Origin of the sequence: Methylocystis sp. SB2 (assembly GCF_049817085.1) — a bacterium.
GTDB classification, from domain to species: domain Bacteria; phylum Pseudomonadota; class Alphaproteobacteria; order Rhizobiales; family Beijerinckiaceae; genus Methylocystis; species Methylocystis rosea.
The window spans coordinates 2,265,320-2,290,007 of record NZ_CP187401.1 but is presented as its reverse complement, the minus strand read 5'-3'; the positions used below and the strand labels follow the sequence as shown (position 1 = coordinate 2,290,007).

Annotated in this window: 18 protein-coding genes and 1 pseudogene; 11 read left to right on the top strand and 8 right to left on the bottom strand. The window is 63.6% G+C overall.

What is annotated here, in order from left to right; genetic code table 11:
- Positions 1-5: 5 nt before the first annotated feature.
- Entirely contained in the window at positions 6-1,484 is a 1,479-nt protein-coding gene (locus ACPS74_RS11175; protein ID WP_029648992.1) for a DUF3526 domain-containing protein, read from the bottom strand.
- Positions 1,481-2,194, bottom strand: coding sequence for an ABC transporter ATP-binding protein (locus ACPS74_RS11170; RefSeq protein WP_029648991.1), 714 nt, complete (start codon positions 2,192-2,194; stop codon positions 1,481-1,483). Before ACPS74_RS11170 ends, ACPS74_RS11175 begins: the two co-directional genes overlap by 4 nt.
- A gap of 228 nt (positions 2,195-2,422) precedes the next feature.
- Here ACPS74_RS11170 and ACPS74_RS11165 point away from each other — a divergent pair, with 228 nt between their 5' ends.
- A complete protein-coding gene (locus ACPS74_RS11165) occupies positions 2,423-4,369 on the top strand; it encodes a DUF4396 domain-containing protein (RefSeq protein WP_029648990.1) in 1,947 nt (648 codons plus the stop codon).
- Between the two features lie 21 nt (positions 4,370-4,390).
- Here ACPS74_RS11165 and ccrA read toward each other — a convergent pair whose 3' ends face one another.
- A complete protein-coding gene (ccrA, locus tag ACPS74_RS11160; protein WP_029648989.1) occupies positions 4,391-5,644 on the bottom strand; it encodes a crotonyl-CoA carboxylase/reductase in 1,254 nt (417 codons plus the stop codon).
- 181 nt (positions 5,645-5,825) lie between these two features.
- On the opposite strand from ccrA, the gene ACPS74_RS11155 reads away from it, so the two are divergent.
- The 5 genes from ACPS74_RS11155 to uppP all read left to right on the top strand — a co-directional run bounded on the left by ACPS74_RS11155 (position 5,826) and on the right by uppP (position 11,926).
- Positions 5,826-6,404: an HPF/RaiA family ribosome-associated protein gene (locus tag ACPS74_RS11155; RefSeq protein WP_029648988.1), complete on the top strand. Its 579-nt coding sequence runs from the start codon at positions 5,826-5,828 to the stop codon at positions 6,402-6,404.
- A gap of 68 nt (positions 6,405-6,472) precedes the next feature.
- Positions 6,473-6,688 (top strand): DUF2945 domain-containing protein, encoded by a 216-nt coding sequence (locus tag ACPS74_RS11150; RefSeq protein WP_029648987.1) that lies wholly within the window; start codon positions 6,473-6,475, stop codon positions 6,686-6,688.
- Between the two features lie 161 nt (positions 6,689-6,849).
- On the top strand, positions 6,850-8,823 hold the full coding sequence (locus ACPS74_RS11145) for a protein meaA (RefSeq protein WP_029648986.1): 1,974 nt from the start codon (positions 6,850-6,852) through the stop codon (positions 8,821-8,823).
- A 229-nt stretch (positions 8,824-9,052) separates the two neighbouring features.
- Positions 9,053-10,774: an OFA family MFS transporter gene (locus tag ACPS74_RS11140; protein WP_029648985.1), complete on the top strand. Its 1,722-nt coding sequence runs from the start codon at positions 9,053-9,055 to the stop codon at positions 10,772-10,774.
- A gap of 279 nt (positions 10,775-11,053) precedes the next feature.
- The gene (gene uppP / locus ACPS74_RS11135; protein ID WP_029651089.1) at positions 11,054-11,926 is read left to right on the top strand and encodes an undecaprenyl-diphosphatase UppP; all 873 of its coding nucleotides are present in this window, start codon (positions 11,054-11,056) and stop codon (positions 11,924-11,926) included.
- A gap of 188 nt (positions 11,927-12,114) precedes the next feature.
- Here uppP and ACPS74_RS11130 read toward each other — a convergent pair whose 3' ends face one another.
- The 3 genes from ACPS74_RS11130 to ACPS74_RS11120 form a co-directional block, all read right to left on the bottom strand.
- A complete protein-coding gene (locus ACPS74_RS11130) occupies positions 12,115-13,287 on the bottom strand; it encodes a site-specific DNA-methyltransferase (protein WP_029649096.1) in 1,173 nt (390 codons plus the stop codon).
- 145 nt (positions 13,288-13,432) lie between these two features.
- Entirely contained in the window at positions 13,433-14,044 is a 612-nt protein-coding gene (locus ACPS74_RS11125) for a ribonuclease HII (RefSeq protein ID WP_193392179.1), read from the bottom strand.
- Between the two features lie 187 nt (positions 14,045-14,231).
- Entirely contained in the window at positions 14,232-15,362 is a 1,131-nt protein-coding gene (locus tag ACPS74_RS11120; protein ID WP_029649098.1) for a PA0069 family radical SAM protein, read from the bottom strand.
- A 488-nt stretch (positions 15,363-15,850) separates the two neighbouring features.
- On the opposite strand from ACPS74_RS11120, the gene ACPS74_RS11115 reads away from it, so the two are divergent.
- Positions 15,851-16,408: a type II toxin-antitoxin system HicB family antitoxin gene (locus tag ACPS74_RS11115; protein ID WP_162231964.1), complete on the top strand. Its 558-nt coding sequence runs from the start codon at positions 15,851-15,853 to the stop codon at positions 16,406-16,408.
- A gap of 424 nt (positions 16,409-16,832) precedes the next feature.
- On the opposite strand, the gene ACPS74_RS11110 is transcribed toward ACPS74_RS11115, so the two are convergent.
- Entirely contained in the window at positions 16,833-18,266 is a 1,434-nt protein-coding gene (locus tag ACPS74_RS11110; protein ID WP_029649101.1) for a homospermidine synthase, read from the bottom strand.
- A 150-nt stretch (positions 18,267-18,416) separates the two neighbouring features.
- Between ACPS74_RS11110 and ACPS74_RS11105 the strand changes: the two are divergent.
- Both ACPS74_RS11105 and ACPS74_RS11100 read left to right on the top strand, forming a co-directional pair.
- Positions 18,417-19,153 (top strand): annotated as a pseudogene (locus ACPS74_RS11105) (CHAD domain-containing protein).
- Positions 19,122-19,397, top strand: coding sequence for a CHAD domain-containing protein (locus ACPS74_RS11100; protein ID WP_051381720.1), 276 nt, complete (start codon positions 19,122-19,124; stop codon positions 19,395-19,397). The pseudogene ACPS74_RS11105 and the gene ACPS74_RS11100 overlap by 32 nt, the downstream one beginning before the upstream one ends.
- Before the next feature lie 222 nt (positions 19,398-19,619).
- Here the strand turns inward: ACPS74_RS11100 and ACPS74_RS11095 are convergent, their stop codons facing one another.
- Positions 19,620-23,078: an acyl-[ACP]--phospholipid O-acyltransferase gene (locus ACPS74_RS11095; protein WP_029649102.1), complete on the bottom strand. Its 3,459-nt coding sequence runs from the start codon at positions 23,076-23,078 to the stop codon at positions 19,620-19,622.
- 214 nt (positions 23,079-23,292) lie between these two features.
- Between ACPS74_RS11095 and ACPS74_RS11090 the strand changes: the two genes are divergently transcribed.
- Together ACPS74_RS11090 and ACPS74_RS11085 are read left to right on the top strand one after the other, a co-directional pair.
- Entirely contained in the window at positions 23,293-23,919 is a 627-nt protein-coding gene (locus tag ACPS74_RS11090) for a TetR/AcrR family transcriptional regulator (protein WP_036241548.1), read from the top strand.
- Positions 23,920-23,944: 25 nt separating this feature from the next.
- The gene (locus ACPS74_RS11085; protein WP_029649104.1) at positions 23,945-24,685 is read left to right on the top strand and encodes a sulfite exporter TauE/SafE family protein; all 741 of its coding nucleotides are present in this window, start codon (positions 23,945-23,947) and stop codon (positions 24,683-24,685) included.
- Positions 24,686-24,688 lie beyond the last annotated feature (3 nt).

The following is a 24,688-nucleotide window of genomic DNA, read 5'->3' as shown; positions in this document are numbered from 1 at the left end:
CGCGCTCATACCGGCCGCAGACGCCGCGCCGCGAAGAGCGCGAAAGCGCAAGCGAGCGCGAGCCAGGCGAACAGGCCGATAATGGGGAGCGCGCTGTAGCCGAGGGCGAAGACCGCGCCGGGCGCGCGATAGGCGAAGGAGGCGATCTTTCGCCACAGCTCGGGTCCGGCGACGTAGCTATTGTCGTGGGCGAAATGGATGAGGTTGTCGCTGACCTGATTTTGGATGTCGCGCCGGTGCGCCTCGGCCGCCGTGGCGAAATCGAACTGGCTGCGGCTGTCGACGCCGGCGAAGGCCATCGAGATCGGCCGCAGCGCGAGCAGCGGGAACAGGAAGCCGGGCGCGGCGCGCAGCGCGTCCTGACGGTCGAAGGCCGACTGCAGCGCGCCGAAGTGGCGATCGAAGATCGCATAGCCGGCCTCGTCGTCCTTGCGCAGCGCGAGGCCGCGGAAGCTGACCGGCAAATCCTCGACGCGCGACACGCCGTATTTTTTGAGCGTCTCGTCGCGGAAAGCGACGAAGGCGGGATGGCTCTCGTCATGGCCGAATGTCTTCGCCTTGTCCTGCGCGATGGCGGCGCGAAATTCTTGCCATGTCGGCGTCGGCGCGAAGGCGCGCGCGGCGTCCGTGGCGAGGCGCGGCGCGAGAAAGGAATTGACGAGCCAGAAGGCGAGCAGCGTCACAAGCGCCGCGCGGGAGTTTCTCGCCAAAGCCGAAACGCCGAGCGCCAGAAAGGCGAAGCCCGCGAGATAGGCGGCATAGGCGGCGCCGAGCGCTGCGAGCCTAAGGAATTGATCGGCGAGCGACAGGCGTTCACGATCGACGAAGAAGACGAGCGCGAGCGCCGCGCCAACGAAGGCCGGCGCGAGCAGCGCGAAAATGGCACCGATGAGCGCCATCGCCTTGCCGGCGAGAATGTCGCGCGGCCTGGCGCCGACGCTGAGCAATTGTTTCAGCGTCCCGCTTTCGCGCTCGCCGGAGAAGCTTGCAAAGCCCATGAGAATAACGATGAGCGGCGCAATCGTCTGCAGGATGAAGGCGAGCGACAGCGAACCGAGCCGCGCGCCAACGCCGCCGTCGCGCGCCTGTTTGAACTGGGTTTCGTTCTGCTTATGCGCCTCGAGCCACACCGCGGAGCCGACATAGGCGTCGACGCCGGGATCGGCGAGCGCCAGCGGGCTTAAGGGCTTAAAGGCGTATTGGCCAAAATGCGCCGCCGCGTGCGGATTCTTGGCGCTCTGTCCGACCCAAAGCTCGCGATCGGCTTGCGCCGCCGCGTCGCGCTCGCGCAGGATGCGGGCGTTTTCGACATAGCCGAAGGCGAGCGCGGCGAGCATCAGCGCGACGACGAAGGCGCAGAGCCAGACGAGGCGCCGGTCGCGGAACAGCTCCAACCATTCCTTGGCGGCGACGGCGCGCACGACGCGCCAGCGGCTCTTCGCCGGCGCAGTCGCGGCGAGCGGGGCGAGAGCGAGATCGCTCACGCCGCCCTCGCGAAGAGATCGAGATAGGCGCGTTCCAGCCCGAGATGGTCGACGTCGTCGGCGCCAAAAACGGATGCAAGACGCCCCTGCGCCATGATGCCGATCTTCGTGCCGCATTGCTTGGCGAGGAAAAGGTCATGCGTGACCATCAGCACCGCCATACCGTCCTTGCGCAGCCGCTCGATCAGCGCGGCGAACTCATTGGCCGCGAGCGGATCGAGGCCGGAGGTTGGCTCATCAAGCACCAGCGCCTGCGCGCGCCTTGCGAGCGCGATGGCGACGCCGACCTTCTGGCGCATGCCCTTGGAATAGCCGCGCACGGGACGATCGAAGGCGTCGCTCGGCAGGCCGGCGGCGGCGAGCAGCAAGAGAAGCTCATCGCGCGGCGCCTCGGCCCCAGAGATTTCGGTGAAATATTGCAGATTTTCGAGGCCGGTGAGCGCGCCGTAGAGCATCACCTGTTCGGGGATATAGGCGAGACGCGCGCGCGCCGCGGAGGGATCAACCGCGGCGTCAATCCCGCAGACGAGCGCCTGACCTGCGGTCGGCGCGATGAAATTCAAGAAGAGATTGACCGTCGTCGTCTTGCCGGCGCCGTTGGGGCCCAGCAGGCAAAACACCTCGCCCGCCGGCACGGTCAAATTCAAACGATCGAGCGCCGGAGAGTCCGCGCCTTCGTAACGCTTGGTGAGATTGCGCGCTTCCAGCATCGCCGCTCCGCCTTGCAGCCCCCGACACACGGCGCGCGTGGCCCGCGCCTGCATCGAGTATGATCTCTGGGTCGAGACTGCATCTTTGCATCAGAGCCGTCAAGCAACGCAGGCCGCGCAATTGACTTGAACCGTCGCTGTCGCCCCCTCATCCTGCGTCGGAGTCAATCTACAAATAAGTCGGATCGGCGGCCGCGTTTTCGCAAGTCCAGATGAGAGAAGACTGATATGCATTCGCTCCTCCTCTTGCCGATCGACTATTTTCTTGCCGCATGGTTTGCGATGACCGCCGCCTGCACGCTCTACGTCGCCATCGACGGCTACAAGAATCCCGAACCGGTCGTGATGAAGTGGGGGTTCATTCTCGTCACGCTCTATACGGGACCTTTCGGCCTTCTGCTTTATGTCATCGCCGACAAGGAGCCGCGGCCCGGGGCGCATGAGCAATTCGTGCGGCCGCTGTGGAAGCAGGGCGTCGGCTCGACGATCCATTGCGTCGCCGGCGACGCGACAGGCATCATTCTGGCCGCCGTCATCGTCGCCTGGATGGGCCTGCCGATGTGGCTCGATCTCATCGTCGAATATCTCGCCGGATTCGCTTTCGGCCTCTTCATCTTTCAGTCGCTGTTCATGAAGGAAATGATGGGCGGCTCCTATTGGGAGAATGTGCGGCGCAGCTTTTTTCCTGAATTCATCAGCATGAATTTCATGATGGCCGGCATGGCCCCGGTCATGAGCTTCCTGATGATGGGGCATGACATGCGCGCCATGGTTCCCACCGAACTCATCTTCTGGGGAGTCATGTCGCTTGGCGTGATGGCGGGCTTCGCCACAGCCTATCCCTCGAACGTCTGGATGGTCGCGCAAGGGATGAAGCATGGGCTGATGACGGAGCGAAAGGCCGGCATTCAACCTGAGAAGAGTGAGAGCGCCGAGTCGACCGAACGCGGCGCCCGTCATCCGCATCACGATCACAATGGGCATGCGGACGCGGCCGAAGAGACAGCGCCGAGTCACGCGATCGCTTCACATGCTGTCGGTCACGCGGCCTCCATGCATATGCATGCAACGCCGGAGGCGACAAGCGCTCAGATCGCAGCTTTCAGCCTGACGTCACTCGTTCTTCTCGCCACCGGCATGCTCGCGCCCGCCAATTGGGTGAACATGGGGCTATCTGCGCATGAGGTGGGCGGTCTGATCATGCCGCCCGGAATGCTCATGTTTCGAGACACAACCGCGGAAGCGATGCGCGAGATGAGCTTCGCGGATTCGCGGCTCGTGCGCGCGCGTTTTCCAATTGACGTCCGCGGCGATCGGGAGCTGCCTTTCACGATGGACGACGGCGTTAAGGTCTTCGAACTCACCGCGTCCGTCATCCGCTGGAGCATCCTCCCCAACGTCGCCGTCGACGCCTATGCGTATAACCAGCAGATACCCGGACCACGCATCCATATTCGTGAGGGCGACCGGGTCCGAATAAGGGTGCGCAACGACTTGCCGGAAGGCACGACCGTTCACTGGCACGGGCTCATTCTGCCGAACGCCATGGACGGGCCGAGCGAAATCACGCAACCGCCGATTCCGCCGGGCGGATATTTCGACTACGCGTTCACGGCGCATCAGCATGGAACTTATTTTTATCATCCGCACGCAGAACCGGATCGAAGCCAGGCTCTCGGCCTCTATGGCGCGCTCATCATCGACCCCGCAACGCCCGCCAAGGAGGTCGCCGCCGACCAGGAATATGTCATGCAGCTGCAGGAATGGCTGTGGCGCGAAGGCCTGACTTTTCCGGCGATGCCAATGGACGGCATGCAGCCGAATTACTTCACCATTAACGGCAAGTCATTTCCGTCGACGGACACGATCCGCATGAAGCTCGGAGAGACGCTCAAAGTGCGCTTCGTCGGCACCAACAACGGCTTCATCCACCCGATGCATATTCACGGGGGACCATTTGAAGTGGTGGCGCGCGACGGCGAGACGCTTGCCGAAAGCGCGCGCTATCTCGCCGACACGGTCAATGTCGGCCCCGGTCAGCGCTATGACGTCATCTGGACGGCGCGGCGACGAGGGAAGTGGCTGATCCATTGCCACATCCCTCATCACACCAGCAATGACAACACCGAGACGAAAGGCGGCGGCGGGCTGATGGCGATCATCGAGGTCGAGTAGCTCATCGACCGCCGCAGCGCTCTACTTCTGCTTATAGGCGTCCGTCACATCCTCGACCGTGCGCAAGCCCGGCTTTGGCGACATCACCAGCACCGCCATATTGCCCGGCGCATGTTCGTTCTTCCACATCTTGGTGTGGGCGAGAGGAATCTTCTCCCAGGAGAAGACTTCCGACATGCAGGGGTCGACGCGCCGGTCCAGGACGAAGCGATTGGCGGCCGACGCCTGCTTCAGATGCGCGAAATGCGAGCCCTGGATGCGCTTCTGGCGCATCCACACATAGCGGGCGTCGAAGGTGAGGTTGAAGCCGGTCGTGCCGGCGCAGAACACCACCATGCCGCCGCGCTTCACCACGAGGCAGGAGACTGGGAACGTCTGTTCGCCCGGATGTTCGAAGACGATGTCGACGTCCTTCTTGCCGGTGATGTCCCAGATCGCCTTGCCGAAGGCGCGGGCGTTCTTGGTCCATTCATTGAACTCGGGCGTGTTGACCTTCGGCAACTGGCCCCAGCACTTGAAGTCCTTGCGGTTGATGACGCCCTTGGCGCCGAGCGACAGCACGTAGTCGCGCTTGCTCTCGTCCGAGATGACGCCGATGGCGTTGGCGCCCGACGCGGCGCAGAGCTGCACGGCGAACACGCCGAGCCCGCCGGAGGCGCCCCACACCAGCACATTGTCGCCGGGCTTCAATTGATGCGGCGCATGGCCAAAGAGCATGCGATAGGCGGTCGCGAGCGTCAGCGTGTAACAGGCCGCCTCCTCCCAGGTGAGGTGCTTCGGGCGCTCCATGAGCTGGCGGTCCTGGACGCGGCAGAACTGGGCGAAGGAGCCGTCCGGCGTCTCATAGCCCCAGATGCGCTGCGAGGGGGAGAACATCGGATCGCCGCCGTTGCACTCCTCGTCGTCCCCATCATCCTGGTTGCAATGGATGATGACCTCGTCGCCGACCTTCCAGCGCTTCACCTTGGAGCCGACCGCCCAGACGATGCCCGAGGCGTCGGAGCCGGCGACGTGATAGGGATTCTTGTGGACGTCGAGGGTCGACACCGGCTCGCCGAGCGACGCCCAGACGCCGTTGTAATTGACCCCGGCCGCCATCACGAGCACCAGCACGTCGTGGCTGTCGAGCTCCCAGGTCGGCAAGACCTCGAGCTGCATGGCGGTTTCCGGCGGCCCATGCCGCTCCTTGCGGATCGCCCAGGCGTACATGTTCATGGGAACATGCCCGAGCGGCGGAATCTCGCCCATCTCATAGAGGTCTTTCTTCTCGCTCAAGGTTTCGTTCCCTCCGACTTTGAATCTTGCGCCGATAAAGTTCCGGCGGAGCTTATAATAGGGCGAACGCGCGCTTCATAGCGCGAAATTCCTATGGATCGGCAAGTGTTTCCGATAGCTGCAGGAAGCCTTTCAGCGCCGGCGCATTATTTATCTGCGCTTGGGGGCAGAAAGAGACACGATGGAAACCGCGCCCGAGATCGATTTCATCGACATGGAGCCGCGCCCGGAGTTGGGCGCCAAGATCGTCGCCAAGCTGGCGCAGCTGGAGAAGGTTTATGGGCGCATGACCGCCTGCCGCGTCGTCGCCAAGGGGCCGAGCGGCCATCATCGGACGGGCGGCCAACATCATTTCACGATCTACATCGCGCTCCCCGACGGTCGGGAAGTGTCAGTCGAGCGCACGCCCGACGCCGACGAGCGCTTCATGGACGCCGAGTTCGCCCTCAACGACGCCTTCAGGCGGGCGCGGCGGCAATTGCGCGATCAGTCGCGCCAGATACGCGGCAAGATCAAGCATCACGAGACGGCGCCGACGGCCGTGGTGAAAAGCGTCTTTCGCGCCGACGGCTTCGGCTTCCTCGAAAGCGAGGATGGACGCGAGATTTATTTTCACCGCAACAGCGTGGCCGAACCCGGCTTTGACGCGCTCGAAATCGGCGAGCGGGTCGAGTTCCTGGAAGGCCAAGGCCGGGAGGGGCCGCAGGCCAGGCGCGTGCAGTCGCTGAACGAGATGGCGCCGCGCCCGACCTCGCAATAGGCGCGGCCCCTAGGACCTGAAACTCAGGAAGGCCGGGTAAGCGGGGTTCTCTGGCCGGAGGCAGCGCCATGCCGCATAAGTTCAAGCCCGGCGATCCTGTCAGCTGGAAGACATCCCAGGGAGTGACGACCGGCAAGGTCGTCAAGAAGGTCACGGCGCGGGCGCGCGTGAAAGGCCATGTCGCCGAGGCGAGCCCGGACGAGCCACAATATCTGGTCGAAAGCGGCAAGACGGGCGCCCGCGCGATCCACAAGCCAAAAGCGCTGAAGAAAGATGAGCGCTGACTCGACGCGTGCGTCAACTTACTCAAGCCGCCATATCACTCAATGGCTAAGTAAAATATCGGGCGGGCGGCCGCTGGGATTTCGGAGGGCTTACCGCCAATTGCGCCCGTCTTCCTCCGGCGCTGGCCGCATGCTAAGCGCAACGGCGGAGGAGAGGCTATATGAACGACATGTCCGCCCCGCGCCGCGACAAGCCCTGGATGTTTCGCACTTACGCCGGCCATTCGACGGCCAGCGAGTCCAATAAGCTCTATCGCTCCAATCTCGCCAAGGGCCAGACGGGTCTCTCCATCGCCTTCGATCTGCCGACGCAGACGGGCTACGACTGCGACCACATTCTCTCGCGCGGCGAGGTCGGCAAGGTCGGTGTGCCGGTCTCGCATCTTGGCGACATGCGCGCGCTCTTCGACGGCATTCCGATCGGCGAGATGAACACGTCGATGACCATCAACGCCACCGCCGTGTGGCTGATGGCGCTCTATATCGCCGCCGCCGAGGAACAGGGCGCGCCGCGCGCAAAGCTGCAGGGCACGACCCAAAACGACATCATCAAGGAATATCTGTCGCGCGGCTCCTACGTGTTTCCGCCGACGCAGTCGCTGCGCCTCACGCAGGACCTCATTCTCTTCACCACGAAGGAATGCCCCAAGTTCAATCCGATGAACGTCTGCTCCTACCATCTGCAGGAAGCGGGCGCGACGCCGTCGCAGGAATTGGCCTATGCGCTCGCGACCGCCGTCGCCATTCTCGACGGCGTGAAAGCCGCGGGAATGCCCGAGGAAGACTTCGCGCAGGTCGTCGGCCGCATCTCCTTCTTCGTCAACGCCGGCATGCGCTTCGTCACCGAACTATGCAAAATGCGGGCGTTCGCGGAGCTTTGGGAAGAGATCACGCGCGAGCGCTATGGCGTGAAGGACGAAAAGCTCCGCCGCTTCCGTTACGGCGTGCAGGTCAATTCGCTCGGACTGACCGAGCAGCAGCCCGAAAACAACGTCTACCGCATATTGATCGAGATGCTCGCCGTCGTTCTCTCCAAGAACGCACGCGCCCGCGCCGTGCAGCTGCCGGCCTGGAACGAAGCGCTCGGCCTGCCCCGCCCCTTCGATCAGCAATGGTCACTGCGCATGCAGCAGATCATGGCCTATGAAACCGACCTCCTGGAATATGGCGACATTTTCGACGGCAATCCCGAGATCGCCCGTAAGGTCGCCGAACTAAAGGCCGAAGCGAAAGCCGAACTCAAGAAAATCGAAGAACTCGGCGGCGCGGCGGCGGCGGTCGAGATCGGCTATATGAAGGGCAAGCTCGTCGAAGCTAACACCGCGCGTCTCGAGTCGATCGAAGCCGGCGAGCAGATCGTCGTCGGGGTCAACAAATTCACCGGCGGCGAGCCGTCGCCGCTCGCCTCGGGCGACGACCAGATCATGGTCGTGCCCGAACATGTCGAAGCCGAGCAGATTGCGCGGCTGAAGGCCTGGCGCGAAGCCCGCGACCAGAAGGCCGCCCAGGCCGCGATCGAAGAGTTGGCGCGCGCCGCCAAGGAAGGCCGCAACATGGTCGAGCCGTCCATCGCCGCGGCGAAGGCGGGCGTGACCACCGGCGAATGGGGCAATGTTTTACGCGGGGTGTTTGGGGAATACCGCGCGCCGACGGGCGTCTCCTCGACGGCGCGTCAGGTCGGCGGCGCGCTCGACGCCGTGCGCGGCGAGGTCGAACGCGTGTCGCAAAAGCTCGGCAAGCGGGCGAAATTCCTGGTCGGCAAGCCGGGCCTCGATGGCCATTCCAACGGCGCCGAGCAGATCGCAGTGCGCGCCCGCGACGCGGGCTTTGACGTGATCTACGCCGGCATCCGCTCGACGCCGGCCGAACTCGTCGAGGCGGCGAAGAAGGAAGGCGCGCATTGCATCGGCCTCTCCATTCTTTCAGGCTCGCATGTGACGCTCGCGCATGAAGTGATCAAGCTGATGAAGCAGGAGGGCGTCGACGCGCCGCTGGTCGTCGGCGGCATCATCCCGCCGGCCGACGAAAAGCTTCTGCGCGAAGCGGGCGTCGCGGCGGTGTATACGCCGAAGAACTACGACCTCAACGCCATCATGACCGACCTCGCCCACATCATCGAGAAGGCGGCGGTATGAGCAGGCGCTTACCTTTCCGCGTCATGCCCGCGCTTGTCGCGGGCATCCACGCTCCCCCATTTGGTCGGGCTACCGCATAAGCGCGGTCAACTTCGTGGATGGCCGGGACAAGCCCGGCCATGACGCGCGCATTGATGGGCCCCGGCGGATTGCTTTGGGCAGCCCCGGACTTGTGCCGCGCGCTGCGCTTGCGCAATAACCGACTTACAAGAACTAGCCCGGAAGTTTAATGACCGCCGCCGCCATCGCCCGAACCGATTTTTTCAGCCGGGAGCGAACTGTCGCCGCGCCGACATTCAATCGCTGGCTCGTGCCGCCGGCGGCGCTCGCCATTCATCTCTGCATCGGCATGGCCTATGGCTTTTCCGTCTTCTGGCTGCCGCTGTCGCGGATCATAGGGGGCGCGCAGCCGAAGGAATGCCCCGAGACGCTCGGTCTTTTCGCGACGCTCGTCGCCACTGACTGCGACTGGAAGATCAGCTGGCTCGGGTGGACGTTCACGCTGTTTTTCATGTTTCTGGGCTCCTCGGCGGCGGTCTTCGGCCATTGGCTGGAGACGGCCGGACCTCGCAAGGCCGGACTCGCGGCGGCCTGCTGCTGGTGCGGCGGCCTGCTGATCTCGGCGCTCGGGGTCTATCTGCATCAGATCTGGATGCTCTGGATCGGCTCCGGCGTGATCGGCGGCATCGGCTTGGGGCTTGGATATATCTCGCCCGTCTCGACGCTCATCAAATGGTTTCCCGACCGGCGCGGCCTCGCGACCGGTCTCGCCATCATGGGCTTTGGCGGCGGCGCGATGATCGGCGCGCCTCTCGCCGACCGGCTGATGGAATTCTATGCGACGCCAGCTTCGCCCGGCGTCTGGCAGACCTTCGTCACGCTCGCGGCGATTTATTTCGCCTTCATGGTCGCCGGCGCGCTCAGCTATCGGGTGCCGCCCGAAGGTTGGGCGCCGGAAGGATTCACGCCGCCCACGGCGGCCAAGAACGCCATGGTGACGCATCGTCATGTGCATCTTGACGTCGCATGGAAGACGCCGCAATTCTGGCTGCTCTGGGCCGTGCTCTGTCTCAACGTCTCCGCCGGCATCGGCGTTCTGGGCATGGCCTCGCCGATGCTGCAGGAAGTCTTCGGCGGCAGGCTGATCGGCCTCGACATGGGGTTCGATCAGCTCAACGCCGATCAGAAAAAGCAGATCGCGGCGATTGCGGCGGGCTTCACCGGCCTCTTGAGCCTGTGCAACATCGGCGGGCGCATCGGCTGGGCCTCGGCCTCCGATAAGTTCGGCCGCAAGATCACTTACGCGATCTTTTTTGTCGTCGGCATCGTGCTGTATTCGGCCGAGCCCTTCGCAGCTAAGGGCGGCATGGTCGGCGTCTTCGTCCTGCTCTTTGCGGTCATCATCACCATGTATGGCGGCGGCTTTTCCACGATCCCCGCCTATCTCGCCGACATTTTCGGCACGCATCATGTCGGCGCCATCCACGGCCGGCTTCTGACCGCCTGGTCGACGGCGGGCGTGCTCGGACCCGTGCTTGTCAATTACATTCGCGAATATCAGCTGAGCGTCGGCGCGCCGCGCGAGGCCGCCTATAATCAGACGATGTATGTGCTCGCGGGCCTGCTGCTCTGCGGTCTTGTCTGCAATCTGCTCGTGCGGCCCTGCGCCGAGAAATATTATATGAGCGATGAAGAGGTCGCGGCGCAGAAACACGTCACGGTCGCAGAGGTCGTCAAGGAAGAAGACGAGACCCACGCAGACTTCGAAGATTTTGTCGAAGAAGGGTTGGACCCCGCCCCGACCGACGTCGATCCGCCGGTCGCCGGGCGCGCGCCGCCCGGCTCAAAGGGCGGGCCGTTGCTGCTGGTTTTCGCCTGGGCCGCGGTCGGCGTCCCCCTCGCCTGGGGCGTCTGGATCACCCTGCTCAAAACCGCCACGCTGTTTCACTGATCTGGTGAAGGCGCGCGAAATACCTTCCCCTTGCGGGGAGGTCGGCGGGCGCAGCCCGCCGGGTGGGGGCTTGGCGTCCCAGATCGAGTGGATCTGACCCCACCCGCCCCCGCTTCGCGGGGCCACCCTCCCCGTAAAGGGGAGGGATACGCAAACGCACAGGCGTCGCGCGATTGCCTGCGCCGCGCCTTGATCGGGGCCGGCTTGTTTGCCAAAAGTCGGAGTCGCTTGGCGCCTTCGTGATTCGTTGCGGGGCCGACAAACGAGACGAGGGCCTCTATGGCGACCGCTTGCACGAATGGGCTCGACACCGGTTTTGTCGATCTCGGCTATATGAAAGTCGCCGTTCTTGGCGTGGTGCAGGGCATCACCGAGCTTCTGCCGATCTCCTCCACCGCGCATATGCGCATCGTGCCGGCGCTGCTCGGCTGGAAGGACCCGGGCTCCGCCTTCTCCGCGGCGATGCAGCTCGCGGCGCTCGCCGCCGTCGTCAGCTATTTCTGGAGCGACATTCGCGCCCTCGCCGAAGGGTCGGTACGGGCGCTCGTAAGGCGCGATTTCAACGACTGGACGTTTCGCTTCGTGGTCTGGATCGCGCTCGCGACCGTCCCGATCGGCATCGCCGGCCTCGCGCTGTCCCATACGCTCAACACCTGCGGCTCGCCACTACGCACGCTGCCGGTGATCGGCATTTCCTGCATCGTGATGGCGGCGCTGCTCGCCATCGCCGAACTCTATTGCAATCACAAGCGCACGCTCGAACATGTCAGCCTGAAGGACGCGATGATCGTCGGATTCGCGCAGGTGGGCGCGCTCATTCCGGGCGTCTCGCGCTCGGGCTCGACTCTAACGGCGGCGATGTTTCTCGACCTGAAGCGGGAGGAAGCGGCGCGCTTTTCCTTCCTGCTTGGCCTGCCGGCGATCGCCCTTGCGGGACTGAAGGAGCTGTGGGAGCTGCATAAGGCGCAGCTCGATTTCCATGGCTGGGCGGTGCTGACGCTCGGGCTTTTCGTCGCCTCGATCTCCGCCTTTGTCGCAATCTGGGGCTTGCTGCGGATTCTCGAGCGCTTCTCGGCCTGGCCCTTCGTCTTCTACCGCGCCTTCATCGGAATCGTGCTGCTCGTCGGCTTCTACGCAGGCTTTTTGGTCTAATACGAATTCCGTCGACCCCTGCACTGGGTGTCATTCCCGACAGGCCGAAGGCCTGATCGGGAATCCAGAGCCGATACAGGAGTGCTGGTCTGCTCTGGATTCCCGATCGCGCTTCGCGCGTCGGGAATGACGTGAGAAGGTTCAGAACGAAATAGTTTGAGGCGCCCTTCCTCATGGAAGAGAGCAGGTCACTCCGCCGCGATGCGCAAACGCTCGCGCGCCTCTGCCCGCAGATCGTCGATCGGCGTAAGCCGGCCCTTGGCGTCATAGTGCCAGAAGGTCCAGCCGTTGCAGGCCGGCAGGCCTTGCGCCAGCGCTCCGGTCTTATGGATCGAGCCGACGAAGCCCGAAAGCGACAGCGCGCCGTCGGCGCGCACCACCGCGCGATGGCGACGCTTCGCGTCAACGAGCGTCGCGCCTGGCGCGATGAGTCCTGCTTCAACGAGGCTAGCAAACGCGATGCGCGGCTCCGCGCGCTTCGACGGGGCCGTCGCGAGCGTTTCATGCGGCAAGGGTTCGATCGCCGCGATCCGCGCGCGCGCCGCAGCTCTGTAGTCGCCGTCGCGCTCGATGCCGAGCCAATCGCGGCCTAAGCGCTTGGCGACGGCCCCGGTCGTCCCCGTGCCAAAGAAGGGATCAAGCACCAGATCGCCTGGCTTCGAAGCGGCGAGAATGACACGCGCGAGCAGCGCTTCCGGCTTTTGCGTCGGATGGGTCTTGCGGCCCGCGTCATCCTTGAGACGCTCGGTCCCGCCGCAGATCGGCAGGAGCCAGTCGGACCGCATCTGGCAATCTTCGTTCGCCGCCTTCAGCGCCTCGTAATTGAAGGTGTAGTTCTTGGCGCTTTGGTCCCGCGCCGCCCAGATCATCGTCTCATGGGCGTTGGTGAAGCGACGGCCGCGAAAGTTCGGCATCGGATTATTTTTGCGCCAGACGATGTCGTTCAGGATCCAGAACCCGAGATCCTGCATGATCGCGCCGACGCGAAAAATATTGTGGTAGGAGCCGATCACGAAAATCGTCGCCGACGGCTTCATCACCCGGCGCGCCTGCGCAAGCCAGCCGCGCGTGAAGGCGTCATAGGCGGCGAAATTCGCGAATTTGTCCCAGTCATTGTCGACCGCATCGACGAGACTTTGATCCGGGCGATGCAAACGATTGGCGAGCTGCAGATTATAGGGCGGATCGGCGAAGACGAGATCGACGCTCTCCTGCGCCAGTCGCTCCATCGATGCGACGCAGTCGCCGCACAGGATTTCGTTGCGCGCCGTCGCGCGGAGCGGCCCTTCATTTGTGCGCCCGATACGCGTGACCTGATTTCGGGCTTTGAGGCGAGCCGCCCCGACGCGCGCGCTACGCATGAACTGAACACCATCAACGCAACCAACATGCGAGATAGTGAAGCAGGGAGGTAAAGGGGGCGTTTAGATTGGCAAAATGCAGACGTCTCTTTTTCGAACGGAAGTCTTAAAGAAGTAAAAAGGTTATCGAATAGTTGACGAGGCCTCACGCCTCGCGGACGGGCGCGAAGCTGACGCGGTGCGCCGGGCTCGCGCCGTGCAGCGCCAGCGCATCGAGGTGACGCTGCACGGCGTAGCCGACATTGGTCTCAAAACCATAGTGCGGATAGTGGACGGCGAGGCGGCGCATCATGGCGTCGCGCGCCACCTTGGCGACGATGGAGGCGGCGGCGATGCTGAGCGCCGTCGCGTCGCCCTTGATGATCAGCTGGCAAGGACAGTTGACCGGCGGCCGGTCGTTGCCGTCGATGAGAAGATAGGCCGGCGTCTGGGAGAGGCCGGCGACGGCCCGCGCCATCGCCGCGAGCGTCGCCTGGCGGATATTGATGCGGTCGATCTCGGCGGGGGCGACGAAGGCGACGCTCACGGCGAGCGCGCTGGCCATGATGCGCTCAAACGCTTCTTCGCGCTGCGCCTGGTTCAGCGCCTTCGAATCATCGAGGCCCCGCGGCCGTCGTTCGGGATCGAGAATCACCGCCGCCGCCGCCACCGGACCCGCGAGCGGCCCGCGTCCGACTTCGTCGACGCCGGCGATCGGCCAGACGCCTTTGCGGCGCAGCTGGGCTTCCAGTCGAAAATGGGGCCCCTTGGCCGTCACCAACGCTCCCCCCGGGGCGACTCGCTAGGGTTCTGCGCGACAGTGGCGTCAGCGCAGGACCGCGCAGCGAATAAAGCGCGGCGGGCGGGCGGCTGGCAACCGGAAAGACGGCGTTTGCGGCGGCGTCCAAAGAATTCTCGGCCCGCGAGAGTGCGATAAGCTCGCCGGAGACCAGCCTAAGATGGGCTCAGAAGAGGTTGAGCTGCTGCGGCGCGCGTCGGGGCGGCTCGAACAGATCCGTTCGCAATCTTGTTTTCTGCGCAAAACCGAGCCGGGCGGCCGCGAGCTCAAAACGCCGGCCGATCATCCAGGCGTAGGGCCCCTCGCCTTTCATGCGGGTCCCGAAGGACGCATCGTAAAGCTTGCCGTCCCGCGTCGAGCGCACGAGCGCGAGGGCTCGGCGGGCCCGGTCAGGAAAATGCGTCGCCAGCCATTCGGTGAAGAGATCGCGCAATTCGAGCGGCAGCCGCAGCATCACATAGCCCGCTTCCCGAGCGCCGGCGGCGTGCGCACGCGTCAAGATCCGCTCGATCTCGTCGTCATTGATGGCGGGAATGATCGGCGCCGTCATCACCGCCGTCGGCACGCCGGCGGCGCTGAGCTTCTCCAGCGCATCAAGCCGCAGTTCCGGCGTTGCGGCGCGCGGCTCCATCAGGCGCGCGAGCTTGCGTTCGAGCGTCGTCACCGAGATCGCGACCTTCGCGAGGCCCTTGGCCGCCATTGGCGCGAGCAGATCGAGGTCCCGCAGCACCAGCGCGGATTTCGTCACGATGCCGACCGGATGATTGGCGCGCGCCAGCACTTCGAGGATCGAACGCATGATTCGATGGCTCTTCTCGGCGGGCTGATAGGGATCGGTGTTGGTGCCGATGGCGATCGTCTTGGGGACATAGCGCGGCGCCGATAATTCGCGTTCGAGAAGCTGCGCCGCGCCTTCCTTGACGAAGATCTCGGTCTCGAAGTCGAGGCCCGGCGAAAAGCCCATATAGGCGTGCGTCGGCCGCGCGAAACAATAGACGCAGCCATGCTCGCAGCCGCGATAGGGATTGATCGAGCGGTCGAACGAAATGTCCGGCGAATCGTTCCTGGTGATGATCGTGCGCGGCTTCTCGACGTGGAAATTGGTCTTGAGCGCCGCAAGGCTCTCCAGCGAGCCCCAGCCGTCGTCGGCCTCCTCGCGGGTCTCCTTTTCGAAACGGCCGCTGCGCTTCGACAGCGCGCCGCGTCCGCGCCGGCGATCGGCGTCGATGAGGGCCGCAGCGTCGATCGGCTGCGGCGCGCCTTTGATTTCTACCGATGCCTGAGCCGCACGCCCCATGTTCGCAACCTTTGCCCGCCGCTGTCGCGAGCTTCGCCGTAGTAGAAGGCTAACCACAAAGAACATATACAGAACATTTGAGGGTCCGCAATAGTATGTTCGAGCCGGGTGGTTATGCCCCAGCTCGAGCCTTGAACCAGTCGGCAGGTAGGCTTGATTTATTCGATTCACTCCTAGTATCATATATAGTATTATGGATCGCAAGAAGCTGGACAAGCTTTGGCAGGAACTGAGCGCTGCTAAAAGTTCTCCGCAAACCGCGGACGATCTTCAGCGTCTCGCGCTGAGGCTCGGTCGCCGTGAGCGAACTGGAGGTAGACACGGATCAATGTGGGTCACTGATCATTTCCCTCATCGGCCGTTTCCTATTCCAACCCACGGAAACAAAGCGGTGTCGATTGGCGTTCGAAAAGTGGTGCTAAACGCTCTAGAGGCAGACGCCGCAGCTTGGGAGGACGCTCTGACGAATGAGGAAGAAGAAGATAAGAATGGAGCGTAAAATGGAGCCGCATGATCTTCTAAAAAAACCGTATGCGCGCGTTGTTGTGCCGGAGGCTGACGGTTCCTTCACGGCCGAAATTATCGAGTTTCCCGGCTGTGTAGCCACTGGTGACACTGCGGCAGAAGCTGTTGCCAACGTAGAAGAAGTCGCTCTCGACTGGATCGACGCTACTCTTGAACAGGGGCAGGACATTCCAGAGCCTCTGGATCGCGCGAACTACAGCGGAAAACTGGTAGTACGCATGTCGAAGGGACTGCATAAGCGTGCCGCCCTTGCGGCTGAGCGTGATGGAGTGAGCCTAAACCAATTCATTGTTACCTGCATCGCCGAACAAGTTGGGACGCGGGCAAGACCCGTTGTGGTGTACACGCAGCCGCAAATATTCGCCTTTCACGTAGGTACCGCGCCTGCGCTCACCGCGACGCCGGGTGCAGTTGCGACCTGCGGTCAATTGGTACCTCAACAGATGGCCGCAACTACGGGCCAGCAACTAATAAACTTGCCGATTCAAAATCGCCGGGAGAGGGAACAGGCCCATGCCTGAGGTCACTCAGTACACTTTTAAGTACCCGGAGGTACTTGAGGCCCTGATAAAGAAAGCTGGACTTCGTGAAGGTCGATGGCAGCTCATCATGACGTTCGGTTTGGCGGGCGTAAACGTCGGGCCTACCCCAGAAGAAATGGTTCCGGGAGCCGCAATCGCAGTCGCCAGCATTGGACTTACGAAGGCAACGCCGGAGTCCCCGGAGGCGCTGGTGTTGGATGCTTCGGTTGTTAATCCCGCCTCCAAATAGCTTTGCTGCTGGGGATCGCGACATCGAGATTCGCTAAGTTCCAGTGAACCTTGACAGGCTAAGCAAGGCAAGGATTCGCAGACGATCCAGAAAACTCGAACTGATCCGCTATCCACGAACGGAGAAAGCGCGCCTCGGCGCGTTCCCTCGGGGCGCTCAGGCGCGTCCACGCCCTCATCGCACCAGAATGTTTTTGAACTGCCACGGATCGCTCTCGTCGATGTCTTCCGGGAACAGCCCGGGACGCCCCTCGAGCGGCGTCCAATCCGTGTAGTAGCCCTTCACCGGGCCGAGATAAGGCAGCTGCACTTCGAGGCAGCGCTTGTAGTCGACCTCGTCGGCTTCGACGATTCCCGCCTGCGGATTTTCCAGCGCCCAGACCATGCCGGCGAGCGCGGCGGAGGACACCTGAAGCCCCGTGGCGTTCTGATAGGGCGCGAGATCGCGCGTCTCCTCGATCGAGAGCTGCGACCCGTACCAATAGGCGTTCTTGGCGTGGCCATAGAGCAGCACGCCGAGCTCGTCGATTCCATCGACGATTTCATGCTCGTCAAGAATCTTCCAGCTCTCCTGCATCTTGCCGGCGGCGCCGAACATCTCGTGCAGAGAAAGCACGGCGTCGTCGGCGGGATGATAGGCGTAGTGACAGGTCGGACGATAGATCGCCTGACCCTTATCGTCGCGCAGGGTGAGATAATCCGCGATCGAGATCGACTCATTGTGCGTGACGAGGAAGCCATATTGCGGCCCCGGCGTCGGGCACCATGAGCGCACGCGCGTATTGGCGCCGGGCGACAGCAGATAGATCGCCGCGCCGCAGCCGGAGGGATGCGTGCGGCCGATGTCGGGCAAAGATTTCTCATGCGTGCCCCAGCCGAGTTCGGCGGGCTGCAGACCCTCGGAAACGAAGCCTTCGACCGACCAGGTGTTGACGAAAACATTTCGCGGCTTCGGATCGCGCGCGCGCTGGGTGTCGCGTTCGGCGATGTGAACGCCCTTGACCCCGAGCTTTTGGGCGAGCACGCCCCATTCGGCGCGCGTCGCCGGCTCCTTGTCGAGCGCGCCCGTGTCGCGCGCGATATCGACGAGCGCCTGCTTCACGAACCAGGAGACCATGCCGGGATTGGCGCCGACGCAGGAAACCGCCGTCGATCCGCCGGGATTTTTGCGGCGCTCTTCGAGCACCGTCTCGCGCAGGGCATAATTGGTGCGCGCTTCATTGGACATGGTCTTGTCGAAGTAGAAGCCCGGCCATGGCTCCACCACCGTGTCGACGCACAGCGCGTTCAATTCGCGCGCGAGTTTGATGATCGCGAGCGAGGAAACGTCGACCGAGAGATTGACGATAAAGCCCTGGCCTTCGCCCTTGGTCAGCAGCGGGGTCAAGACTTCGCGATAGTTCTCCGGAGTCAGCCTGGTTTTGAGAAAAGCGATGCCGCGCTCGTCGAGCAGACGGCGATGCGTATCGACCGGGTCGATGACGGTGAAGCGCGATTTGTCGAAATCGAAATGGCGCTCGATCAGCGGCAAAATGCCTCGGCCGATGGAGCCGAAACCGATCAGCACGATCGGACCAGTGATTTTGCCGTAGTTTGGCCAAGTCGACATGAGGCGCAGCTCCCGAGAAAGTTATTGCGCTGCGATAAAGCAAGCGTGGACGTATTAATCAAGAGCTTGAGCGAGCGCCGGCGGCGCGCTTAATGTGGCGCCGCCCGGGCCGGGCCCTAGTTTGAGATAAATCTGCAGTAGAGCGTCTGTATGGAGCGTTCGACAGAACCAGCGAGAACATCCGCGCGCGACAGCGCGCAGGAGTCCGCTTCCGCCAATGCGCCAGCGGCGATCAAGGCGAAGCCAATCGAGTTCTCGGACGATGAAACGCTCGAGGACGCCGCGGTAGAAATTTTCTCCGCTTCGCTCGAACATTTCCTTGCCAATGTTCCGCTTTTGCAAACTTCAAGCGCGCTTGAAAGCGTGCACCAGATGCGCGTCGCCTTGCGACGCCTGCGGGCGGCGATCGGCCTGTTGCGGCCGGCGCTCGCCGGGCCTTCGCTCGAAACTGCGGGCGAACGCGCCAAAACTCTTGCGTCCGTCCTCGGTGGGGCGCGCGATTGGGACGTCTTCGCCGCGGCCTTGAACGCCGATCCACGAGAGGCGCTTGGCGACGATCCGAGCTTTCATGCGCTAACGACTCCGTCGGGGCGTTTCGCGACAAGGCCTATCGCGCGGCGCATGAAGCGGTGTCTTCGGACGCGACGGCGCAGTTCATTGAAGACTTGCGCCTGACGCTCGAACGGCGCGACTGGGAGGTCCAGCCTGAGATGCGCGCGCGGGGCTCCGCATGCACATTCGCCGCGCATGCCTTGACTCGGCTGCGGAAGCGGCTGTTGAAGAAAAGCAAAGGTCTTGCGACGCTCTCGGCCGAAGAGCGGCATAAAGTCCGCATCGCGCTGAAGAAGGCGCGCTATGGCGCAGACTTTTTTCGAAGGCCTTTTTGAAGAACGCAAAGCCGCCCGCGCTTATTTGCGCGCGCTCGGCGACATGCAGGACCAGCTGGGCGTCTTCAACGACATGGAGGTCGCCAACGGCCTGCTCGACCGCATCGACGCGGAGAATCCGGCGGCCGCCCGAGCTTCGGGCTTTATTCGCGGCTGGGTGGCGCACGGGGCGCGCCAAGGCGGCGATCACGCCAAAAAGAGCGAGAAGCGGCTCAAGAAGCTCACGCCGTTTTGGACAACATAGTTTTTCATGATCCATCGGCCCCTCGTCCTTCGAGACGGCCTCTTCGAGGCCTCCTCAGGATGAGGGGCCTTGGGGTTCTGGCGTCTTGGATAATGCAAACGACATGTTGGGTAAGCGGTCCTCATCCTGAGGAGCCGCCGAATGGCGGCGTCTCGAAGGACGAGGGCCGCGACGCCAAAGCGCGCTCCCCCATTATCTCGACGGTGGTGGCGCGGCCACACTTCAAACCAAGATCGCGGCGTTTCCGTCGATGCGTCCCTGCAGGCCGTTGGGCAGGCGCGGATTGGGCAGAATGTAGCGCCCGCGCTCGCGCACCATTTTTGTCACCGCCGCGAAATCGAGCTTGCCGGAGCCCAGAAGCGGCACATGCTCGACGATCATGACCTCTGCCGGAATCATCAGGTCGGATGCGCCCTTCGATTTGGCGTAGGCCTGGAAATCGGCGCGCGTCGCGTCCTTCTGCTGCGTGATGAGAGTGATCCTCTCGCCCTTGCGCGGATCGATCTCGGTCGCCGCCGCCGACAGCGCGTTTGGCCAAAGTTCCGCCGCCAGCTGTTCGATCGCCGCGAGCGACACCATCTCGCCGCCGACCTTGGCGAAGCGCTTGGCGCGACCCTTGATCGTCACATAGCCCTGCGCGTCGATGGTGACGATATCGCCCGTGTCATGCCAGCCGTTCTCCGTCGGCTGCACCACCCCGGGCTTGTCGATCTTGAGATAGCCCATCATCACATTCGGCCCCCGCACCAAGAGCCTGCCGCCGTCTTCCACGCCGGGAACGGGCTCGAGCCGATGTTCGATCCCCGGCATCAGGCGTCCGACAGAGCCGAATCTGTTGAACATCGGCGTGTTGAGCGCGAGGACCGGCGACGCTTCCGTCACGCCATAGCCTTCAAGGATGCGTACGCCGAACTTCTCCATCCATAGATCGCGCGTCGATTGCTTCACCGGCTCGGCGCCGGCGACGACATAACGGATCGACCGGAAGTCATAAGCGTGCGCGGGGCGCGCGTAACCGGCGAGAAAAGTGTCCGTCCCGAAAAGAATCGTGGCGTTTGAGCCGTAAACGAGTTCCGGCACGATGCGATAGTGCAAGGGCGAGGGATACAGATAGATCGGAACGCCGGAGGTGAGCGGCAGCGTGAAGCCGACCGTCAGACCGAAGGAATGGAACATCGGCAGCACGTTGAAGACCTTATCCGTGCGTCCGAAGTCGATGCGCGCCGCGGCTTGGGCGGCATTGGCGAGCATGTTTCGATGCGACAGCGCCACGCCCTTCGGCGCGCCTTCCGAACCCGAGGTGAAAAGGATCGCCGCCATCTCCTCAGCCTTGCGCGGGGCGACGGGTTTGCGGAGCCGCCTGAAGGCGTCCAGCCTGTCGGCGAAGGAGATGCGCGTGCGAATATCTTCGAGATAGACGAGCGCAACTTTCTCTTCGAGCGCAGCGACGAGCTTTTCGAGCTTGGCTTTCTCGATGAAGCCGCGCGACGTCAGAATCGTCCTCGCCTGCGCCGCCTCGCAGCCCGCCAGAATATTGGCGGCGCCGGCGGTGAAGTTGATCATCGCCGGCGTGCGGCCGGCCGAAATGACCGCGAGGAAAGCCACTCCCGCGCCATTGGCGTTCGGCAGCATCAGTCCGATCGCATCGCCCGTCCTCCCGATCGCGGCGATCTTGCCGGCGAGCGCGCGCGTCCCGATCAGCAGCCTGCGATAGCTGAGCTTGCCGGCGATCGGGTCTTCGAGAGCGACGCGCGACAGCCCGTGCGTGCGCGCGGCTTCAACGACGGCTTCAAAAAGCGTGCGGTCGGCGTTGGTCGCGCGGAAGACGAGATCCGACATGATCTGATAAAGCGCCGCGCCGGCCGCCATCCGCCGCGCCTTGCCTTTCAGCGCGTCATCGACCGTCAGGCGGATCGGTTCGAGCACGGTGAGCGTGAATTTCGGAAACCAGCGCCGGCGCGCCTGTTCGCGCGTCAGCCGCGAGAACATCGTCGCCTCGGCGCCGTCGATGTGCACCGGGACGACCATCGCGCCCGATTTCTCCGCGATCAGCCCCGCCCCGTCATAGACTTTCATCAGACTGCCGGTGACCGTAAGCCGGCCTTCCGGGAAGATGACAAGCGGGTTTCCGTCCTTGACCGCATTGATGAGCGCGCGCGCGCCAAGCGGATTGGCTGGATCGAGCGGGATCACGCGCATGAATTTCAAAAACGGCTTCGCCCACCATGTCTTCGAGATCGCGCGGTCAACGGCGAAGACCGGCTGCTTTGGCATGACGGCGAAAATCGCCGCGGCGTCGAGAAAGCTCACATGGTTGAGCGCGACGATCGGATTGGGTCCCGCCTTCTCGAAATTCTCGAGTCCCTTAACCTCGAGACGGTAGAAGGCGCGAAAATAGATCGAGAGCAGATCCTGCAAAGGCGACGCGACGACCGCCTTGAGGATCCAGATCGAAGCGACGAGCGCGACGACGGCCAGGCCAATCAGCAGCGCCGCGAAAGAGACGCCCAAGCTCTGCAGACCCGCAACCCCCACGCCGCCGAGCGCCATGAAGGCGGCGTTCTGCACATTCACGGCGGCGATGGTGCGGGCGCGCTGCTGAGGCGCGCTCTGCGCCTGAATGGCGGCGAAGGACGGAACGATCATCAGCCCGCCCGCGAGCGCGAGCAGTGAAAGATCGATCGCGGCGCGCCAGGCGAGCGGTTGAGCGAAATAGGCCTGCGGCGACAGCGCCGTAGCGGCGGCGGGCGCATTCGAAAGCAGCAGCGCGAGGCCAAGGTCCGCGGACGTAAAAGCGACGAGCGCCGCGCCGACGGCGGAGGGCAGCAGCACGATCTTGCCCTTGAGCAGGAAGGCGGCGAGCCCCGATCCGATGGCGATGCCCACGGCGAACAGCGCCAGATGAATGCTGACGAGAATCTCCGCGCCATGCAGCGTCTGGGTGATGAGCGAGGGCGTCAACGACATGGCGACGGAGCCGAACAGCCAGAAGAGGCTCGTCACCACGGCCAGCCGCCGCAGTTCTTTTTGACCACGCAGATGCCGCAGCAATTTGAAGGTTGAGCGGAAGACGTTGGCGTCGATCGCAAGATCGGGATCAGCGCGCCGCGTTGGGGGAATCAGCCACGCCGCGCCAAGAGCCAGCGCCGCGACGCCCATGACTCCCGCGGCGAGGATCACCCCGTCGCCGACATGCAACGCCATGCCGCCGGCGACCGTGCCGCTGAGAATGGCGAAAAAGGTCGCGCTCTCGACGAGCGCATTGCCCGCCGGAAGTTCCTCGCGCGTCAGATGGTCGGGCAAGATGCCGTATTTGACGGGACCGAACAGCGCGCCGGTGACGCCGAAAAGAATGAGCGCGCCAAAGAGCGTGGGGATATTGGCGAACAGAAAACCGGTCGCGGACAATGCCGCCACGGCGATCTCCGCGACGCTGAGCCAGCGCACGACGCGCGCCTTGTCATATTTGTCGGCGAATTCGCCGCCGATCGCCGACAGAAGAAAGAACGGCGCGATGAAGGCCGCGCCGGCGAGCGTAACGAGCGACGCGCCGCTCTCGGCCGCATGCGCCAGGATCAAGAGAACCAGGGCGTTCTTCAGGAAATTGTCGTTGAAGGCGGCGAAGAACTGACGCCAGAACAATGGCGCGAAACGCCGAGAAGCGAGAAGCGAATGCGTCATGTCGAAGCTTCCGGGAGGTGCGTCGTGACTTTCGCCGATCACCCTTAAGGATCGGTCAAACCGGACGCGTTGCAATGGGCGTGGCGATCGGCGTTGCAATCGGGTCGAAGGTCAGCCTTTCGCCATGAACTATGTTCAATATGGAGAATGCAGCGCTTTCGCTCTGCCGTCAACAAGAAAATGAACGGTGTTCACGCCGAATTGGGAGACGCCCTTGAACGAGAAGAACGCCGACGCGGGAGCCGACCGCCGGACGCTATTGCGTGACCGGCTTATCGACATCGCGCAGGAAACAGTGGCGGCGCAGGGCCTCGACGGACTTAAAGCGCGCGATCTCGCCGCCGCGGCCGGTTGCGCCCTCGGCGCGATCTATACCGCTTTTCATGACCTCGACGAGCTGATCCTGCGGGTCAACGCGCGCACGCTGGCGCGCCTGGAGCTCGCGCTCGACGCGGCCTTCGTGGACGCAGAGGCGGAGCAGGCGCTCGACGCCATGGCGCGGGCCTATCTGAGCTTTGCGAGAAAAGAGGAGCCGAGCTGGCGCGCGCTGTTCGAGCACCGATTGCCCCCTGGCGCACCCGTGCCGGCCTGGTATGCGGACGACCGCAACCGCCTGTTCAGCCGGCTGGACGCGCCACTTGCGCAACTGCTGCCAGGCAAGGACGCGACGGCGCGCGCCGCGCTCGCGCGCACACTGTTTTCGGCCGTGCATGGAGTCATCGCGCTAGGACTCGAGGAGAAGATCGCTGAGACCCCGCCAAAGTTGCTGGATGAGCAGCTCGGCGTGCTGATACGACTTCTCGCAGCGGGACTGATGATGGAGTCGGCCCGCTTGATTTGAGCCGCGCGAGCTGACATAGGCGCGCATGGCTTTCATTCTGCTGTTTGCGGTAGCGACCTGGGCGGGCGCGCAGAATGCGCTTGCCGGCGGCGGCTCGTTCCTCACGCTTCCGGCCCTGATGTTCACAGGCATGGACGCGCTGGCCGCCAATATCACGTCATGCGCGGCGCTGTTTCCGGCGCAGGTCGCGACCGGCTGGACCGGCCGCAAACTGGCGAGGGGCGCCAACGGGCTTTCGCTGCGCACGCTGTTCGTCATCAGCATCGTCGGCGGCGCCGTCGGCGCGGCGGTGTTGCTCGGCACGCCGCGCGGACTCTTCGCGCGTCTCGTGCCATGGCTCGTGCTCTTTGCGACGGTGGTCTTCGCCTGGGGCAGTTTCTTCCGCAAGCCCGTCGAAACGCATAGCCATCTCGGCACGCCGCGCGCAGCCCTCGCGCAATTTCTGATTTCGGTTTACGGCGGCTATTTTGGCGGCGGCATCGGCTTCCTCATGGTCGCCGCGCTGACTATGGCCGGACAGGGCGTGCGCGTCGCCAGCGCAACGAAAAATGTTCTGGCCGGCGTCATGAACGCCTCCGCCGTCGCGATCTTCCTGTTCTCGCCGGATCTGCACTGGCCGCAGGCGCTGGTGACGAGCGTGGGCGCGACGATCGGCGGCGTCGCCGGCGCCCGCCTGATCCATCACATCGACGAAAAAATCCTGCGCATCTTCATCGTCGTGGTCGGCGCGGCGCTGACCGTCGGGCTCTTCCTCAGAGCGCCATAATCC

Bases quoted from the DNA above. Each gene is read 5' to 3' on its own strand.
- ACPS74_RS11170 (WP_029648991.1), bottom strand. From the start codon at position 2,194: ATGCTGGAAGCGCGCAATCTCACCAAGCGTTACGAAGGCGCGGACTCT.
- ACPS74_RS11165 (WP_029648990.1), top strand. From the start codon at position 2,423: ATGCATTCGCTCCTCCTCTTGCCGATCGACTATTTTCTTGCCGCATGG.
- ACPS74_RS11155 (WP_029648988.1), top strand. From the start codon at position 5,826: ATGGAAACCGCGCCCGAGATCGATTTCATCGACATGGAGCCGCGCCCG.
- ACPS74_RS11150 (WP_029648987.1), top strand. From the start codon at position 6,473: ATGCCGCATAAGTTCAAGCCCGGCGATCCTGTCAGCTGGAAGACATCC.
- ACPS74_RS11145 (WP_029648986.1), top strand. From the start codon at position 6,850: ATGAACGACATGTCCGCCCCGCGCCGCGACAAGCCCTGGATGTTTCGC.
- ACPS74_RS11140 (WP_029648985.1), top strand. From the start codon at position 9,053: ATGACCGCCGCCGCCATCGCCCGAACCGATTTTTTCAGCCGGGAGCGA.
- uppP (WP_029651089.1), top strand. From the start codon at position 11,054: ATGGCGACCGCTTGCACGAATGGGCTCGACACCGGTTTTGTCGATCTC.
- ACPS74_RS11130 (WP_029649096.1), bottom strand. From the start codon at position 13,287: ATGCGTAGCGCGCGCGTCGGGGCGGCTCGCCTCAAAGCCCGAAATCAG.
- ACPS74_RS11120 (WP_029649098.1), bottom strand. From the start codon at position 15,362: ATGGGGCGTGCGGCTCAGGCATCGGTAGAAATCAAAGGCGCGCCGCAG.
- ACPS74_RS11115 (WP_162231964.1), top strand. From the start codon at position 15,851: ATGGAGCGTAAAATGGAGCCGCATGATCTTCTAAAAAAACCGTATGCG.
- ACPS74_RS11110 (WP_029649101.1), bottom strand. From the start codon at position 18,266: ATGTCGACTTGGCCAAACTACGGCAAAATCACTGGTCCGATCGTGCTG.
- ACPS74_RS11100 (WP_051381720.1), top strand. From the start codon at position 19,122: ATGGCGCAGACTTTTTTCGAAGGCCTTTTTGAAGAACGCAAAGCCGCC.
- ACPS74_RS11095 (WP_029649102.1), bottom strand. From the start codon at position 23,078: ATGACGCATTCGCTTCTCGCTTCTCGGCGTTTCGCGCCATTGTTCTGG.
- ACPS74_RS11085 (WP_029649104.1), top strand. From the start codon at position 23,945: ATGGCTTTCATTCTGCTGTTTGCGGTAGCGACCTGGGCGGGCGCGCAG.